The organism is Klenkia sp. AC732 (genome assembly GCF_979256525.1).
The window spans coordinates 8,169-24,558 of record NZ_CEEDOS010000053.1; the positions used below are offsets into that span (position 1 = coordinate 8,169).

At 75.8% G+C, this 16,390-nt stretch carries 14 protein-coding genes and 2 pseudogenes; 7 read left to right on the forward strand and 9 right to left on the reverse strand.

All coding sequences use genetic code 11. The annotated features are described in order from the left end of the window. Together AC0IVP_RS19610 and AC0IVP_RS19615 are read left to right on the forward strand one after the other, a co-directional pair. Window positions 1-1,996, forward strand: a pseudogene (locus AC0IVP_RS19610) (hypothetical protein); the annotation flags it as partial. Between the two features lie 36 nt (window positions 1,997-2,032). Next, window positions 2,033-2,680, forward strand: a complete 648-nt coding sequence (locus AC0IVP_RS19615; RefSeq protein ID WP_056289785.1) for a hypothetical protein — start codon at window positions 2,033-2,035, stop codon at window positions 2,678-2,680. Here the strand turns inward: AC0IVP_RS19615 and AC0IVP_RS19620 are convergent. Then, window positions 2,605-3,015, reverse strand: a pseudogene (locus AC0IVP_RS19620) (WXG100-like domain-containing protein); the annotation flags it as partial. The gene AC0IVP_RS19615 and the pseudogene AC0IVP_RS19620 sit on opposite strands and share 76 nt — an antisense overlap. Window positions 3,016-3,156: 141 nt before the next feature. Between AC0IVP_RS19620 and AC0IVP_RS19625 the strand changes: the two are divergent. Then, window positions 3,157-3,861, forward strand: coding sequence for an SUKH-3 domain-containing protein (locus AC0IVP_RS19625; protein ID WP_471758772.1), 705 nt, complete (start codon window positions 3,157-3,159; stop codon window positions 3,859-3,861). 9 nt (window positions 3,862-3,870) lie between these two features. On the opposite strand, the gene AC0IVP_RS19630 is transcribed toward AC0IVP_RS19625, so the two are convergent. Continuing rightward, a complete protein-coding gene (locus tag AC0IVP_RS19630; protein WP_471758774.1) occupies window positions 3,871-4,206 on the reverse strand; it encodes a hypothetical protein in 336 nt (111 codons plus the stop codon). Between the two features lie 4 nt (window positions 4,207-4,210). After that, window positions 4,211-4,603 carry a YbaB/EbfC family nucleoid-associated protein gene (locus AC0IVP_RS19635; RefSeq protein WP_056289794.1) on the reverse strand — a complete coding sequence of 131 codons (393 nt, stop codon included), beginning with the start codon at window positions 4,601-4,603 and terminating at the stop codon, window positions 4,211-4,213. Between the two features lie 113 nt (window positions 4,604-4,716). Here AC0IVP_RS19635 and AC0IVP_RS19640 point away from each other — a divergent pair, with 113 nt between their 5' ends. Next, the gene (locus tag AC0IVP_RS19640) at window positions 4,717-6,006 is read left to right on the forward strand and encodes a S8 family serine peptidase (RefSeq protein ID WP_471758776.1); all 1,290 of its coding nucleotides are present in this window, start codon (window positions 4,717-4,719) and stop codon (window positions 6,004-6,006) included. Window positions 6,007-6,072: 66 nt separating this feature from the next. On the opposite strand, the gene AC0IVP_RS19645 is transcribed toward AC0IVP_RS19640, so the two are convergent. The 6 genes from AC0IVP_RS19645 to AC0IVP_RS19670 all read right to left on the reverse strand — a co-directional run bounded on the left by AC0IVP_RS19645 (window position 6,073) and on the right by AC0IVP_RS19670 (window position 10,677). Next, window positions 6,073-6,375: a WXG100 family type VII secretion target gene (locus AC0IVP_RS19645; protein WP_056289801.1), complete on the reverse strand. Its 303-nt coding sequence runs from the start codon at window positions 6,373-6,375 to the stop codon at window positions 6,073-6,075. 14 nt (window positions 6,376-6,389) lie between these two features. Next, window positions 6,390-6,728 (reverse strand): WXG100 family type VII secretion target, encoded by a 339-nt coding sequence (locus AC0IVP_RS19650; RefSeq protein WP_056289804.1) that lies wholly within the window; start codon window positions 6,726-6,728, stop codon window positions 6,390-6,392. A 165-nt stretch (window positions 6,729-6,893) separates the two neighbouring features. Then, window positions 6,894-8,333, reverse strand: coding sequence for a type VII secretion protein EccB (gene eccB / locus AC0IVP_RS19655; RefSeq protein ID WP_471758778.1), 1,440 nt, complete (start codon window positions 8,331-8,333; stop codon window positions 6,894-6,896). Window positions 8,334-8,345: 12 nt separating this feature from the next. Further along, a complete protein-coding gene (gene eccD / locus AC0IVP_RS19660) occupies window positions 8,346-9,743 on the reverse strand; it encodes a type VII secretion integral membrane protein EccD (RefSeq protein ID WP_056289811.1) in 1,398 nt (465 codons plus the stop codon). Next, the gene (locus AC0IVP_RS19665; protein WP_056289814.1) at window positions 9,740-10,204 is read right to left on the reverse strand and encodes a hypothetical protein; all 465 of its coding nucleotides are present in this window, start codon (window positions 10,202-10,204) and stop codon (window positions 9,740-9,742) included. Before AC0IVP_RS19665 ends, eccD begins: the two co-directional genes overlap by 4 nt. Next, a complete protein-coding gene (locus AC0IVP_RS19670) occupies window positions 10,201-10,677 on the reverse strand; it encodes a hypothetical protein (protein ID WP_471758780.1) in 477 nt (158 codons plus the stop codon). Before AC0IVP_RS19670 ends, AC0IVP_RS19665 begins: the two co-directional genes overlap by 4 nt. Before the next feature lie 116 nt (window positions 10,678-10,793). Between AC0IVP_RS19670 and eccCa the strand changes: the two genes are divergently transcribed. The 3 genes from eccCa to AC0IVP_RS19685 all read left to right on the forward strand — a co-directional run. Next, complete coding sequence (gene eccCa / locus AC0IVP_RS19675; RefSeq protein WP_056289817.1) at window positions 10,794-14,762, forward strand: type VII secretion protein EccCa; 3,969 nt, start codon at window positions 10,794-10,796, stop codon at window positions 14,760-14,762. Window positions 14,763-14,801: 39 nt separating this feature from the next. Continuing rightward, window positions 14,802-15,563 carry a hypothetical protein gene (locus AC0IVP_RS19680; RefSeq protein WP_471758782.1) on the forward strand — a complete coding sequence of 254 codons (762 nt, stop codon included), beginning with the start codon at window positions 14,802-14,804 and terminating at the stop codon, window positions 15,561-15,563. Between the two features lie 27 nt (window positions 15,564-15,590). Beyond that, window positions 15,591-16,390 (forward strand): WXG100 family type VII secretion target (locus AC0IVP_RS19685; RefSeq protein ID WP_471758784.1); only part of this gene is annotated, 800 nt, incomplete at its 3' end.

Sequence of the window (16,390 nt, forward strand, 5' to 3'; positions counted from 1 at the left end):
GGACCCGGCCGGCGGGGCCGGGGACGCGGTCGACGGTCCGGCCACGGAGGACGCCGACGTGGTGCCTGTCGTCGCCGTGCTCGGGCTGCCGGTCGGGGCAGGGACTGGCGTGGTCGACACCGCACCGGCCGAGGACGCGGGCCCAGCCACGGGCGACGGCGTCGTGTCAGCCGACTGTGCCGGTGCAGAGGACGACGGCGCGGAGGTCGACGGGACGGGGGCCGACGGCGCGGAGGACGACGGGACGGGGGCCGACGTCGCGGAGGACGACGGGACGGGGGCCGACGGCGCGGAGGACGACGGCACGGGGGCCGACGGCGCGGAGGACGACGGCACGGGGGCCGACGGCGCGGAGGACGACGGCACGGGGGCCGACGTCGCGGAGGACGAAGGCACGGGGGCCGACGGCGCGGGCTCAGCCGTCGTGGGTGTCCCGGCAGAGGGACCGGTCACCGAGGTCGTCGAGGTCGCGGGCGAGGCCGGTGCGGCCGGTGCCGCAGGAGGGGTCGCAGACGTCGGCGATGCGGTGGCGCCCGGCGCACCGGCCGCTGACGTCCCCGGCACCGCGGGGGACGTCGCACCGACGGGTGCCGAGGCGGGCGTGGGCGTCGCAGCGGCGGTCGCCGTGGCTCCGGCCGAGGCCCCCGACGAGGGCGAGGCAGCGACCACCGGTGCCGAGGTTCCAGCGGAGACCGGTGCGGCCGGGGTCGTGGGAGCAGCCTCGGTCGACGGTGTCGGCGACGCGGGCGATGTGCCGGCAGGAGCCGGGGTGCCCGTCGCCGGTGCGCCCGTGGCCGCGGTCCCCGCCGACGCGGTGGCGCCCGGGCCGGCCGCAGGCCCGGACGACGACGGGCCCGCGGTCCCAGCCGACGCCCCGGCAGTCCCGGCCGACGCTGCCGCAGTCCCGGTCGACCCCGATGTCCCGGTCGCGGCGGTGGCCCCCGTCGACGCAGAGGTCCCCGCCGAGGCCGCAGGCCCCGACGAGGCCGTAGTCCCCGACGAGGCCGTAGTCCCCGACGAGGCCGCTGTCCCCGACGAGGCCGCTGTCCCCGACGACGCGGTGGCGCCCAGGCCGCCCGCAGGCCCGGACGACGACGGGCCCGCGGTCCCAGCCGACACCCCGGCAGTCCCGGCCGACGCTGCCGCAGTCCCCGTCGACGCCGTGGTCCCGGTCGAGGCCGTGGTCCCCGTCGAGGCCGGGGCCCCCGTCGAGGCTGCAGTCCCCGCCGACGCCGAAGTCCCACCCGACGCCGGAGTCCCACCCGACGGGGCCGTCGTCCCCGCCACCGACGGACCGGCGCCCGGCGAGGCCGCAGGCGCCCCGGCCGCGGGACCCGACGAGGACGCAGCGGCCCCGGCCGGCGCACCAGCCGCCGACGACGGGCCGGCGGCCGCCGGGGCTCCCGTCGAAGCAGCGCCGGCCGAGGCAGGCGCGGACCCGGTCTGCGCAGCGGTGCCCGTACCGGCCGCGGTGCCGGCAGCCGGCGAGGCGCTCGACCCCGCAGGAGCCCCGGCCGGCGCCCCGGCCGGCGCCCCGGCCGCGGACCCACCCTCGGCAGCGCCGGAGGAGGCAGCCGAGGCCGGAGCAGCACCGCCGGCCGATGAGGCACCAGCGCCCGAGGGAGACCCAGCGCCGGCTGCCGCCGGGGCACCGCCGCTGCTGGGCGTGCCCGGGCCCTGGGCCGCGCCCGCGGACGCGTCCACGACGACCGGAGGGCTCCCCGCCGTCGCGCCACCGGCCGCTGCGGCCCCGCCGGGCAGCAGGCCCGCGTCCTGCAGCGCGGCCGCACCCTGGGGTGAGGCGTTGTCGGCCAGCGCCTGTGCCAGGGCCGGTCCCGTCTGGGCTGCGCCCGCCACGGCGGCGGACGGGTTGACCACGGCGGCGGCGACGTCGGGGCTGAACGGGCTGACCATCCCGGCACGCCCGACGCCCGCTGCCGCGGAACCGGCCATGGAGGTGGCCAGCTCGCTCAGCGACATGGTCCAGTCCCCGTAGACGGTGCCGTTGGCCAGGTAGGACGCGGCTGGGGAGATGATCGCGTTGGTGACGGCCGCCTGGGCCGCGGTCGAGGGCCAACGCGCCGCCGAGTTCCGCAGTCCCGGCAGCTGCGCACCGTCGACGTCGGTCCGGGTCACGGCACGGGACAGACCCGAGCGTCGGTTCAAGCCGGTCGCCGCCCGGCTCACACCCGCGCCGACCGGCACCCCGGCCAGACCGCCGGCCGCACCGCCCATGGCCGAGGCTGCGGTCTTCTTGCCGTCCCACTCGGTGCGGGTGCCGCGGCGGAACTGGTCCAGCTGGGTCACCGCGTCGATGAAGACCTCTTCGGCGACCTCCTCGGCCACCTCCTTGCCCACGTGGGTGGCCAGGGCCCGGCGGCCGGCGGCCGTCGTCACCGATCGGGCTGCGGTGACGCCGACCTGGCGGGCTGCGGCCTTCATCGCGGCCTGGGTGGCGAACCGCCGTCCGGCGATCTGCACGAGCTTGGAGATGATCTGGCTGATCGCGGCCCGTAGGCCCGCGATGATGCCCCCGGCCGCCCCGAGCGAGGCACCGAAGGTGAAGAAGGCCATCAACACGGAGGCGAAGAGGGCCGCGATGGCGATCCAGAACGCCACGTTGATGGAGATCTTGGAGTACTGCGTCTCCCGCGCGAAGGAGTCCGTCTGCTGGGCGTAGGCGTTCGCGTTGGTCAGCAGGACCTGCAGGCCCTTGTCCGGCGCGGCGAGGAGGTCGTCCTGGATCTGGCGGAACACCTGTGCGGCGGGGGCGTCCCAGCCGGCCAGCAGGGTCGCGGCGGCGCCGCTCTCGGCGGCGATGGCCTCACTGAGCTGGCTCTGCAGTTCGCCGTAGTGCTCGGACAGCTGCCAGAGCGCGGTCTCGGAGCCCTCCGGCCAGTTCTGGCCGGCGACGAGGAAGGAGATCAGGGAGTCGGCCCATCCGGGGAACGACTCACCCCAGGCCTTCCCGACGTCCCCCACGCCACCCCCGCTCGTCGTCTCCGGCCCGGACACCCCGGCGCGACCCGCCAGCCGAGTCTGTCACCCGGTCGGCCGGATGGGCCAGCGCGCGCAGTCACCCGACCGGGTGTCGTGGCCGCCGTGGCCACCTGCCGGGTCGGCTACGGTCGCACCGGGCCGATGCGAGGAGGACGGGTGCGCGAGGACGACGCCGCACGGGCACGGTTGACCTCGTGGGCTGCCTACAACGGCTGGGACGGCGCCGCTGTCGGGCTCCGCCGGATCGACGGCGGCTGGCTGGGGTGGGTCACCCGGGAGCCCACCGACGACCCCGCGACCGGTGACGGCCTGCGCCTGCTCCTCAACGCGGACGACACCGTCGACTCCTGGCCCGCCTGGCCGCTGGCCGAGATCGAGTCGCGGTGGTCCCGGTCCACCCCCGAGGACCGCTTCCCGCCCTACGTGCAGGCCGTGCTGGAGACCGCCGGCTGGTTCCCGGGCCGGCGCCTGGACGACGAGGTCCTCGACGCCTTCGCCGCCGAGATGGCCGTCGTGCCCGACCTGGACCCACCCCTGGTGCTCCACGCAGCGGCCCGGGCCGCGCTCGCCGAGTTCGGGGGGCTGGTCCTGGAGGCCCCCCTGCGCACCCCGGTCCAGCTGGCACCGGTGCCGGCGCACCGCTGGCAGGGCACCCTGGTCGACGCACTCACCGAGGTCTACGGCCAGCGCGTCTGCCTGATCGGGCGCACTCCTGACGCGGAGCTGGTGATGGCCGAGGCCGGCTGGGTGCTCGCCACGACCGGTGGCGCCTTCTACCGAGCCGGGGTCGACGTGGACACCGCCATCAGCACACTGCTGACCCTGCGCGGGCCCCTGCCCGAAGTCGTCTTCGACGACTGAGCGCGCCCGTCAGGGCAGTCCCTCGACCTCCACGGTCACGTGCCCGGCCTGGACCTCGTCGCTGGCGATGGACCGCTCGACGGCGGTCCGGGAGTCCACCCCGAGCTGCACCACCTGGTCCACCACCTCACCACCGACGGTGAGGAACTGGTCGGCGCCCTCGGTGTACCCGCCGGCGAACTCCTCGCCCGGGCCGTCACTCCCCCAGGTCGCCGGGGTGTTCAGCGCCCGGATGGCGGCCACGGTCTCGGTCCACCCCGACCTGAGGGGAGCCGAACCGGCGTCCCACTGGGCCAGTCCGTTGGACGCCTGCTGCGGGTCCACGTACACGCTGTCTTCTGCCACGGTGTCAGCCTCTCCCGGTCATGCGGTCGGTCATCTGGTCCAGGTAGCCCTCGAGGTCCCCGCTGAGCTGGGCCTCCACGGCCTCGCGCGGCAGGACCGAGGACATGGTCTCCACCACCATCTCCTCGGCCTCGGCCGCGGCAGCCTGCACGGTCTCCACGATCGTGTCGGCCAGTGCCCGGCTGTCGGGACGACGGAAGACCCGCGGGTCGATGTCCAGGGTCACCAGGTCGCCCCGCGGTCCCACCGTCACCGACACCAGGCCGTCCCGCGACTTGCGCGTGACCGTGATCTGCCGGGCCCGGGCCGCGGCCTCGGGACCCTCGGTCAGCATCCGTTGGAAGTCCGCGCGCAGGCCCTCGGCCTGCTCCTGCAGAGCGGCGTTCCTCGGGTCCACGGTCAGCTCCCTGGGTGGAGGACGGGCGGCACTGGCGGCCCCGACCATACTGTCCCGAGGTGTCCACGGCAGGGGCCGAGGGCCGGGGTGCACACGATCGGGGGTGCGGGCTGATGTCCCGGTGGGTGTCCCTGTCGTGTGCCGCACTGGTCGGCGCCGCCGTGCTGGCCGTGCCGACGGCGGCCTCGGCGGCCGAGGTCTGCGAGACCCCGCCACCGGTGGACCAGGTGGTCGAGGACGTCCCCCGCGCACAGACCGGGTACGACCCGCAGGAACGCCTGTGGCCACTGAGCCGCGGCGCCGGCGTGACGGTCGCGGTGCTGGACACCGGGGTGGACGCCTCCCACCCGCAGCTGGCCGACCGCGTGGACCCCGGGTTCGACCTGGTCCGCAGCGTCCCGGACGCGACGACGGACTGCAGCCCGCACGGCACCGGGCTGGCCGGTGTCGTCGTCGCCCAGGAGGTGCCCGAGACCGGCTTCGTCGGCCTCGCGCCGCAGGCGAGGGTGCTGCCGGTCCAGGTGACCGACGAGCCCCGCGTCGACAACGGCGGCGAGCCGGTGTCGACCACGCTCATCGCGGCCGGCATCGACACCGCCGTCGCCGAGGGGGCCCAGGTCGTGGCGGTGGGCGTGGTCAGCTACGCCGACGACCCCGAGCTGGCCGCCGCCGTGGCCCGGGCGGTCACCGCCGGCGTCCTGGTGGTCGCCCCGGTGGGGGACGCGCACGACCGCGACCGTGACGGCGCGGGGGCCACCCGTCTCACCTCGTACCCCGCCGCCTACGACGGCGTCCTGGGGGTGGGTGCCGCCGACCGCTTCGGTGGGCGTGTGCAGACCTCGCAGGTCGGCGACTACGTCGACCTGCTCGCCCCCGGCCAGGACGTGCTGTCCACCGGCATCGGCGGGCAGCACGTCTACCAGGGCAGCGCGATCGCCACCGCGTTCGTGGCGGCCACCGCGGCACTGCTCGTGGCCCTGCCCGACGCCGATCGGGCCGAGCCGCTCCCGGCGACCGGCTCCGAGCGGGTCGCGGCGCTGAGCGACCGGATCACCGGCACGGCCACGGGCAGCAGCGACTCGCTGCGCTACGGGGCCGGGGTGCTGGACCCGGTGCGCGCGCTGGCCGAGTCCCGCGCCGCGGACGGGCCGCGGCTGCCCGGCGCCGTGCAGACCCCGCCCCCGGACCCCGCCGCCGAGACACTGGCCACCGCCCGCGCGGACGCCGCCGACCGGTCCGGGCTGGTGCTGGCCGGTGCGGCCGCCCTGCTGGCCGTCGCCGTGCTGGTCGCCGCGCTGCTGCCCCGGGCCCGGCGCCGTCGGTGGCGGGCCGGGCGCACGCCGGTGCCCGTGCGACCGGACCACCCGCCGGAGTTCCTGTCGGGGGACGCGCTCTACCGCTGACCCCCCGGGACGACGAGAGCCCCCACCCGCCGTGGCGGATGGGGGCTCTGCGACGTGCGTCGGCGGTCAGCCGCTGACGACACCCACGTTGCGCGACTCGGTCGAGGACGCCGTGTCCGCCGAGCTGTTCAGCCCGGTGACGAACTGCTGCAGCGCGGTCTTGATGCTGTCGCCCGCACCGTTCCACTGGGTCTGACGGGCGAGGTAGGCCTCGCGCGCGTCGGAGTCCCAGGTGCCGATGAGGTTGTTCACCTGCGTGTTGAGGTCACTCAGCTGCGAGTCCATCGTGCCGATGGCGGTGCTCACGCTGCTCGCGGCCTCGGTCTGCATGGCCCAGCTGGTCTGGTAGACGCCGTCTCCACCACTCATGTCTGCTCCTCCGCTCAGCTCAGGGTCAACGAGCTGGTGATGCCCGTCGTCGCGCTGTTGACGTTGCTCATCTGGGACTGCTGCTCGTCATCGGCCGTCGAGTAGTTGGCGCTCGCGGTGTTGATGTCCGAGGCGATCCCGTTCAGGGCCCGGTTGAGCCGGTCCAGCTCGGTCTGCACGGTGGCCTTGGTCTGGCCGAAGGACGAACCCCCGCGACCCTGCCAGTACGCCTCGAGGGGAGCGAGCTGGTTCAGCAGAGTGGTCAGCATGCCCGTCAGCTGGCTGGAGATGTCCGTGGCCGAGCTGGCGAACTGCGCCATCTGGGTGGTGCTGGTCGTTGTGCCCTGGGGCATGCGATCCCACCTCTCATCGTCGCCCGGCCGAGACCGGGTCGTCCGCAGACGCCTGTGGCGCCCCTTAGCCCGGCGAACCTAACGCGCCCGGCGCCGGTTGGCGACCCCGGACCGGACGGTTCACCAGGACGACGGACACCGGGCACCCCGCCGTCACCCCGGACGTCACCCTCGCCCGGCGGGCAGCCGGGCGTCGTCCTGGTCCAGCGCCGGGCCCGCCAGCACGCGGGCGACCAGCGAGCTGGGCAGCACCACCGGCTGCACCTCGCCGTAACCCAGCACCGCCTGCACCTCGGGGCTGGGGACCAGGTACCGGACGCCCTCGTCGGTGACCAGGTACAGCGTGCCGTCGACCGCGCCGTCGGCGCCGCGGGCCGAGACCAGGGCCCCGGCGCCGGGCTGGACGACGACCCGGTCGGCCAGCACGGTGCCCTCGGCCGTCGTCCCCCCGCTGTCGACGACGGAGTCCCCCTCGTCCACCACGGCCTGCACGCTGACCGTGGGCAGTCCGGAGTCACCGTCGAAGGAGGCGCAGACCGAGCTGTCCGGGCCCGCCACCTCGGCCGCCGAGGGCGCCTGCGCCGGCGGGTCCAGCGGGGTGGGCTCCGGGGCCACGGTGCGCTCCAGGGAGTTGGCCACGGCCGCGGGCAGCGCCAGGGCCTCGGGCTCCCGTCCCGCGTAGGCGGTGTCCCGCACCGCGGGGTCGGCCAGCAGCAGGTCCGCCTGCACCGGGGTGATCTCCTGGATCCCCGTCCGGGTGACCTGGTACCACTGCCGCCCGGCGCCGCCGTCGACGTAGCGGACCTCGCCGACCCGGGTCTCGGGCAGCACGGCGGAGGGCTCCCCGCGGCCCTCGGCCGGCTCGGGGACGAGGGCCCGCCCCTGGGGCAGCGCGTCCAGCCACGCGGCCCCCACCTGCACCTCGTTGGCCCCGCGCAGGCTCAGGCCCTCCAGGACGGCGTCCTCCTGCGGCACCGGGTACTGCCGGCCGCCCAGCACCAGGTGCAGCGACCCGTCCTGCACGACCCGGACCAGCACCGCGGCCTCGCCGCCGACCGGGTCCCCGGAGTCCGCGGACCGCCCGACGACGAGCACCGTGTCCGGGACCAGAGAGCCCGAGCCGGGCAGGGGCGCGGCGCTGCACAGCGTCCACGGGGCGCCGAGCAGGCGGTCGGGGGCCGGCAGGGAGTCCGGCGCGCCCGGGATGCCCAGCCGCACCCCGCGCGGCGCACCGGCCAGCGACTCGGGGGACACCTCGACGATCTCGGTCGTGCCCATCAGCAGTGCCGCGGTGGCCAGGTTGGTGACCGGGTGCAGGTGGTAGACGCCGTCCTCGTCGGCGAGCCACGCGAAGCGCGCACCGGTGCCCTCCTCGACGACCACGGCGCCGGCGTCCTGCCAGGTGGTGTTGCCGCCCGGGGACAACACGCCGATCAGGCCGGCGACCGCGAGGCTCAGCACCGCGACCATCACGCTGCCGAAGACCGCTCCGCCCATCCGGCGCAGCGGCGACTGCGCCGGGTCGGCCTCGCGGAGCACGACGCCGGCCACCAGGCGGCGGACCGAGGACTGGTAGCTCTGGTAGAGGTCACGCCTGCTCGCCACGTCGTCGCCCGGTCAGCCGTAGAGGCCGCGGAGGTAGCCGTACAGCCCGACGACGACGCACACGGTGGGGACGACCGCCAGCACCAGCAGCACGTCGAACACGTCGGCCAGCCGCCCGATGTAGGGCCCCGGCGTGCGCTGGGCGTAGGAGCGGCCGGCGGCCAGCCCCACCAGGCCCAGGGCGACGAGCACCGGGACGGCGACCGCCAGCCGTTGGCCGGGCTCCAGCGCCAGGCAGGCCAGCCCGAGCAGGACCAGGCACAGTCCGCCGGACGTCGCCAGCGGCAGCCGGTGGCGCAGGGCCGGGAACAGCCGGGTGCGCAACAGGGACACCCCCGCGACCAGGGCGACCAGCACCAGGGCCGACGTCCGGGCCGAGAGCACCAGCACGACCGCGGCGAGCACGGCGACCACGGCGCCACCTCCGAGCATCCCGGTCAGGAGCTCGTCGGAGCGGCGCACCCGGGCCTCCACCCGGGACCGCGGGACCGGCGGTGGGTCCGAGACCAGTTCCTCGGCCGTGGTGGGCAGCACCGGGACCGGGAGGCGGCCCAACCGGATGGACAGCAGCGGGACCAGCGGGGTGAGGGCGAGCACGAGCGCCACCAGCACCGCCGCGGTGTCGACGGCGTCCATGGAGTCGGCCTGGGCGACCAGCCCGCCCACCAGGCCGAGCAGGCCCACGACCACACCGCCGACGCCGTACTGGGTGCGGTCGCCCACCCCGGCGTAGGCCGCGCCCGCGGCCACCAGGAGCGCGACGGCCCCGGCCAGCACCTGGGTCGGCGCGAGCTGGTCCAACCCCAGGTCGCCCAACCCCACGACCAGCCCGCCCAGTCCCGCCGCCGGCAGCGCGAGCAGCCCCAGGACGGTGCCGGTGGTGGTGTCGCCGAAGCCACGTGCCGCGCCGGCCGCCAGCACGACGAGCAGCAGTCCGATGCCCAGCGAGACCAGGCCCGGGACCGTCCAGCCCTCGGTGGGGCCGGTGGAGAAGACCAGGCCCAGGGCGACGAGCACGGCCCCGACGGCCACCGTCAGCCCCGCGCGACGGGTGTCCGGCCCGGCCCAGCTGCGGCTGTGCGCCCGGGCACCCTCGGCGATGGCGTCGACGACGTCGTCGTAGTCCAGCTCGGGCCAGTCCTGCTCGCGCGGCACCAGGTGGAGCACCTCGCCGTCGCGCAGCTCCTGGGACGACAGGGAACGGCCCGGGTCGACCGACCCGCCCTGCGCGCGGCGCAGCACCCAGCCGCCGTGCACCTGACCCTCGTCGGCCAGCTCCTCGCCGGCCGCGCGCAGCAGCCCGGGCAGGAGCTCGGCGACCGGCACGGAGTCCGGCAGTGCGACGTCGACCCGACGCCGCGGCGCCGCGACGGTGACCCGGGTCAGCCCGGTCCCGACGGCCCTGGTCATGCCGGCGGGTCCACCAGGACGGTGAGCGCGTCCGCGCTCGAGGAGGTCACCTGCACCCGGCCGGCCCCCTCCTTGCTGGCCTGCAGCGAGGAGAGGGCCAGGTCGGCGTCGCCCTCGCTGCGCACGACCTGGAAGCCCGCGGCCTCCAGCTGCTGCTGCAGGGCGTCCAGCACCTCGGTCTGGTCGACCTGGAGCACCTCGAAGGCCAGGCCGCCACCGGTCTCGTAGTCCACGACCCGGGCGTCGGCCGGCACGGTCAGCTCGGGGAGCCCGTACTCCGCGGGGACCGCGAGGGCCCCGGCGGAGTCCCCGCCGGTCTGGGCGGCGGAGGACGGCGTGGCGGCCGGCGCGGGACCCGTCGCCGCGGGAGCGGCGGGGTCGTCCCCACCCCCGCAGCCGGTCAGCAGCACCGCGCCGGCCGCCAGGGCGGCCAGGACCGGTCCGACGCGCGACCGGGTCACGCGCGCACGCCGAGCGACACCTGGCCGAAGGCCGCGGACAGGGTGACCGTGACGCCGTCGGTGTCCTCCGCGTCGAGGGTGCCGGAGGCCTCGTCGGCCAGGCCGACCGTGAAGCCGGCTGCCGGGAGCGCGGTCTCGTAGAAGGAGAAGGCCGTGGGGCCGTCCACCCCGGTCAGCTGGACCCGGTACACACCGCCCGTCGTCTCCTCGCTGCCGACCACCGCACCCTCGGGCAGCGGCAGCTGCACCCCGCCGAACTCGGCGGGCACCTCGAGGACCGGGCCGGTGGGCTGTGCGGTCGGCTGCGCGGTCGGCTGCTCCGTCGTCGCCTCGGCGTCCTCCGTGCCCGGGGCGGCCGAGGACGACGTCGGCGACGCCGACCCGGCGGTGGCGTCCTCCCCCCCGCCGCCGCAGCCGGCGAGCACGAGGGCGGCGGCGACCGCCACGGCGGTCGACAGACGGGGGGCTCGCACGGGTGGTCTCCCTGGGTCGGCGGGCCCCGGGTCGGGGGCCCCGTCGGGTGGAGCGCCCATACGATACGGGCGCGCCCCCCTCCCCGCGGTGCGGGCACGACCAGGAGGTCACCAGCGTGAGCACCGTCGTCATCCGCCGCCGACCGCGGCGGGACGCGCCCGAGCTGCCCTCCGGCGAGGTCGTCGTCGAGCCACCTCCCGAGCTCCCCGGACCGGGCGGCCGCCGCTGGCAGCAGATGCTCATGGTGCTGCCGATGCTGGCCGGCGCCGGGGCCATGTCGCTGATGTTCACGCAGGGCCGCGGCGGCCCGCTGTCCTACCTGGCCGGGGGCATGCTCGGCGTGTCGGCGCTGGGCATGGTCGCGATGACCGTCATGAACGGTGGCGGTGGTCCGGGCAAGAAGGAGATGGCCGAGGCCCGCCGGCAGTACATGCGGCACCTGGCCCTGCACCGCCGTCGGGTCCGCCGCACCGCGGCCGAGCAGCGCACCGCGATGCTCTACCGGCACCCCGACCCGGCCCAGCTGTGGACGACGGCGGCCAGCCACCGGCTGTGGGAGAGACGCCGCGAGCACGCCGACTTCGGGGTCGTCCGGATCGGGCTGGGGCCGCAGACGCTGGCCACCCCGATCGTCCCGCCGCAGACCCGCCCCCTCGACGAGCTCGAACCGATGGCCGCGGCCGCGCTGCGCCGGTTCGTCCGCACCTGGTCCACCGTTCCGGAGCTGCCCGTCGCCATGGCGGCCAACGGGTTCGGCCGCGTCCACCTGCGCGGGGACGTCGAACGCACCCGCGGTCTGGCCCGGGCCGTGCTCGCCCAGCTGGCCGTGCACCACGCCCCCGACGACGTCCTGGTGGCCGTGGTCGCCGGCCCCGAGCAGCGCACCGACTGGGAGTGGACCCGCTGGCTGCCGCACGCCCTGCACCCCGAGCGCTCCGACGCCCTGGGCAAGCTGCGCCTGCTCACCCCGACGGTGCCCGCGCTGGAGGCGCTGCTGGAGGACCTGCTGGCCAGCCGGCCCCGGTTCGACCCGTCGGGGCCCTCGGCGGGCGTCACCGGCCCGCACCTCGTCGTCGTCCTGGACGGCGGGGAGACCACCGGGTCCAGTCACCTGATGACCGAGGGCGGCGTCGAGGGCGTCACGGTGCTGGACCTGACGAACCCGCCGCCGCGGTTGCTGGACCGGGCCACCCTGGTGCTCGAGGTCGCCACCGACGGTGCGGTGCTCAGCCGCACCCTGGACGGCGAGGCACCGGTCGGGCGGGCGGACTCCCTCGGGGTCGCCCAGACCGAGGCGCTGGCCCGCCAACTGGCCCCCTTCCGGCTGTCGACCGGTCCGCGTGGGGAGAAGGCGATGAACGTCGCCATGGGCCTGGCCGACCTGCTCGACATCTCCGACCCCTACGAGTTCGACGTCGCCCAGGGCTGGGCACCGCGGCCCAACCGGGACCGGCTGCGCGTGCCGATCGGGGTGGGCCCCGACGGGCAGCCCATCGAGCTGGACATCAAGGAGTCCGCCCAGGACGGCATGGGCCCGCACGGCCTGCTCGTCGGCGCCACCGGTTCCGGCAAGTCCGAGCTGCTGCGCACGCTGGTGCTCGCCCTGGCGGCCACCCACGACTCCGAGACGCTGAACTTCGTGCTGGTGGACTTCAAGGGCGGTGCGACCTTCACCAAGCTCGACCGGCTCCCGCACACCAGCGCGGTCATCACCAACCTGGCCGACGAGCTGCCTCTGGTCGACCGGATGACCGACGCGATCAACGGCGAGCTGCTGCGCCGCCAGGAACTGCTCCGGTCGGCCGGCAACTACTCCTCGGTCCGGGACTACGAGCGCGCCCGCGCCTCCGGCGTCCCCCTGGCCCCGCTGCCCAGCCTGCTCATCGTCTGCGACGAGTTCAGCGAGCTGCTCAGCGCCAAGCCCGACTTCATCGACATGTTCGTCCAGATCGGTCGGGTGGGCCGCTCGCTGGGCGTGCACCTGCTGCTGGCCAGCCAGCGCCTGGAGGAGGGCCGGCTGCGCGGCCTGGACACCCACCTGTCCTACCGGATCGGGCTGCGCACCAACTCGGCGATGGAGAGCCGCGTGGTGCTGGCCTCCCCGGACGCCTTCGAGCTCCCCCGCGCCCCGGGGCACGGCTACGTCAAGTTCGGCACCGACCCGCTCGAGCGCTTCCGCGCGGCCTACGTCTCCGGGACGCACACCCGCTCGGGAGCCCGGCGCGCCGAGGGCACCGGCGCCGGCGGCGCGACCGTGCTGGAGTACGACACCCAGTACCTGGCCCCCCCGGTCACCGTCGAGGACGTCGAGGCCGGCCCGCCCGCCGAGGACGCCGACGAGCAGGTCGGCGAGAGCCTGCTGGACGTGCTGGTCGACCGGCTCGACGGCGCCGGGACGCCGGCCCACCCGGTCTGGCTGCCCCCGCTCAAGGAGCCGCCGACGCTGGACCAGCTGCTGCCCCGGCTCACGGTGGACGAGCGCCGCGGGCTGACCGTCGACAACCCGGAGCTGTGGGGCCGCCTGCAGGCCTCCGTCGGGCTCGTGGACCGCCCGCTGGACCAGCGGCGTGACCCGCTGGTCCTGGACCTCGCGGGGGGCGGCGGGCACGCCGTCGTCGTCGGCGGTCCGCAGAGCGGGAAGTCCACGCTGCTGCGCTCCCTGGTGACCAGCCTGGCGCTCACCTGCACCCCGCAGGAGGTGCAGTTCTACTGCCTGGACTTCGGCGGCGGCTCGCTGTCCTCCCTGCGCGGCCTGCCGCACGTGGGCTCGGTCGCCGGGCGCCGGGACGTCGACGTCATCCGCCGCACCGTCGCCGAGCTGCAGGTCCTGGTCGTCGAGCGGGAGAACCGCTTCGCCCGCGAGGGCATCGACGGCATGGCGACCTACCGGCGCCGGCTGCGCGCCGGGCAGGTCCAGGGCGACCCGTTCGGCGACGTGTTCCTCGTCGTGGACGGCTGGCTCACCCTGCGCAACGAGTTCGAGGACCTGGAGGCGGCGGTCACCGACCTCACCACCCGGGGCCTGTCCTACGGCGTGCACGTGGTCGTCGGGGCCTCCCGGTGGATGGACCTGCGCCCGGCGATCCGCGACCAGTTCGCCACCCGGGTGGAGCTGCGGCTGGGCGAGCCAGGGGACTCCATGCTGGACCGGCGCACCGCGGTGAACGTCCCGGCCGGCACCCCCGGGCGCGGGATCACCGCGGACAAGATGCACGTGCTCGGCGCCCTCCCCCGGGTCGACGGCGTGCAGGAGACCGAGGACCTGGCCGAGGGCGTGGAGGCCACCGTCGGCCGCATCGCCGCCGCGTGGCAGGGGCCGACCGCCCCCGCCGTCCGACTGCTCCCGCCGGTGGTCACCCACGCCGACCTGCGCGCCGTCCCCGAGCGGGGCTTCGCCGTGGGCATCGCGGAGGCCGACCTGGGCACGGTGCACCTGGACCTGTCCGGCGACTCGCACCTGGTCGTGTTCGGCGACGCCGAGTCCGGGAAGAGCTCGTTCCTACGCACCTTCGCCCGCCGGCTGCGGGAGCAGTGCGACCCGGTCACCGGCGCCAAGATGCTGGTCCTGGACTACCGGCGCAGCCTGCTGGGGTCGGTCGAGGGAGACCACCTGATCGGGTACGCCAGCAGCGCGAACCAGGCCCGCGACATGGTCACCGAGGTGGCCGGGGTGATGGCCGGCCGCCTGCCGGGACCCGACGTCACCTCCGAGCAGCTGCGCGACCGGTCGTGGTGGCGGGGCCCCGAGCTCTACGTGCTGGTCGACGACTACGACCTCGTGGCCGCGGGGCAGCCCAACCCGCTCCTGCCGCTGGTCGAGTACCTGGCCCAGGCCCGCGACGTGGGTCTGCACCTGCTGGTCACCCGCCGCTCCGGTGGTGCCGGCCGGGCCCTCTACGAGCCGCTGCTGATGCGCCTGCGGGAGCTGTCCACGCCGGGCGTGGTCATGTCCGGGGCCAAGGACGAGGGCGCCCTCGTGGGCAACGTCAAACCACAGCCGCTGCCCCCCGGACGGGGGTTCCTGGTCACCCGACGCGAGGGCACCCGGCTCGTACAGCTGGCCTGGGAACCCCCTGCTCGTTAGCATCCCTTGCGACCTGCGTCCCGCGTCGAGGAGGAACCAGTGCCCGCAGTCCATGACGGTGGCGGGGGTCCTGCGACCCCCGGTTGGCTCAAGCCCGCCGACCCGGAGAACTCCCACGACCTGTTCACCCAGGCCCAGGGCATGGGCGTGCGGGTCGAGCCGGACGTGCTCAAGACCTTCTCGGCACAGACCGGCGCCGAGGCCGCGGCGTTCAACGCCAACGTCGCCAGCGGCATCGGCTCACTGATGCAGCTGGCCTCCGGCGTCGGCGCGGGCACCCAGTCCTCGGCACACCTGGCCGGCACGCACGGTGACCGGGTGCAGCAGCTGATGGCCTTCGCCCAGGACGTCGGGGTGGGGCTCGCCGCCTTCAGCGCCGGGTCCAGCACCATCGCGCTGAACTACGTCGACTCCGACAGCACCCAGTCGGCCACCATGCAGCAGGTGAGCTCTGCGTTCGCGCCCCCGGCGGGCGGCCCGTCGCTGCGCCAGCAGATGGACGCCGCGGCAGCCGAGCAGGCCGAGGTGACCGCCGAGGACCAGGCCGTCATCGACGGCATGGTCGAGACCCTCGAGCTCCCCGAGCCCACCGACCTGTCCCCCGACCAGGACGCCCCGACCGACGAGGCCGACCCCCGCGCCGGCGAGCAGACCGTCGAGTACGGGGACACCGGCGACACCTACACCGTCGACCGGAACTACGACCTGGAGGGCCTGGACCCCAACGGCACCCTCGAGCAGATGGGCGCCGACGCCGAGACCGGGGACGACTACACCGCCCCGCAGCCCGACGACGAGTGACCCCCCTGCCCTCGGGACGGGGGCACCGTGCCCGAGAGTGAGTTCGGCCCGGGGCCGATGGGCCCCTTCGGGCCCTACGTCGTCGAGCCCACGCCCGTCCCCGAGGGCATGCCGGCCGTCGAGAACCAGCAGATCGAGGAACACGCGGTCGCGCTGAGCCAGCTCGACGACGGCGCCGCGCGGGCGGCGTCGCAGATGTGGGCCAACGCGGCCACCCTGCTGGACAGCGTGCAGTCGACGCTGCGTTCCCAGGCGATGCCGGTCCGGGACACCTGGGAGTCCGACGCCTCCGACGCGTTCTTCGTCCACGTCGCCGGTGCGATGTCGAGCCTGGAGCGCTGGTCGGTGGTCGCCACCGACAACGCCGCGGTCCTGGACCGCGTCGCCACGGCCATCGACCAGGCGCAGCAGAAGATGACCACGCTGCTGGAGGAGTTCGACAGCCGGCGCACCTCGGTGCTCAGCGAGCGCACCACCTACGTCTCGGGCTACATGGGCTACCCGGTCCCCATCGAGCCCGACCACGGGGCGGGGCTGGCCGCGGCCAGCGAGGAGTTCACCCAGCGCTCGCTCTCCGAGGTGATGCGCCCGCTGGAGAACACGCTGGCCGAGGAGGCCTCTGCACTCACCACCGCCGAACGGTGGTCGGGTCCCAAGAACGCCGCCGTGCCCAGCGCGGAGCAGATCACCGCCCTGCTGCAGCGGGGGGCGCCGGGCGCGCCCGCCGCGCCGGGCGGTCCCGGCGCCCCCGCCGCCCCCAGGACCGGTGGCCCCTCGCCGGCAGCACCCCCGCGGGCGCCGTCCACACCACCGGCGACGCCACCCAC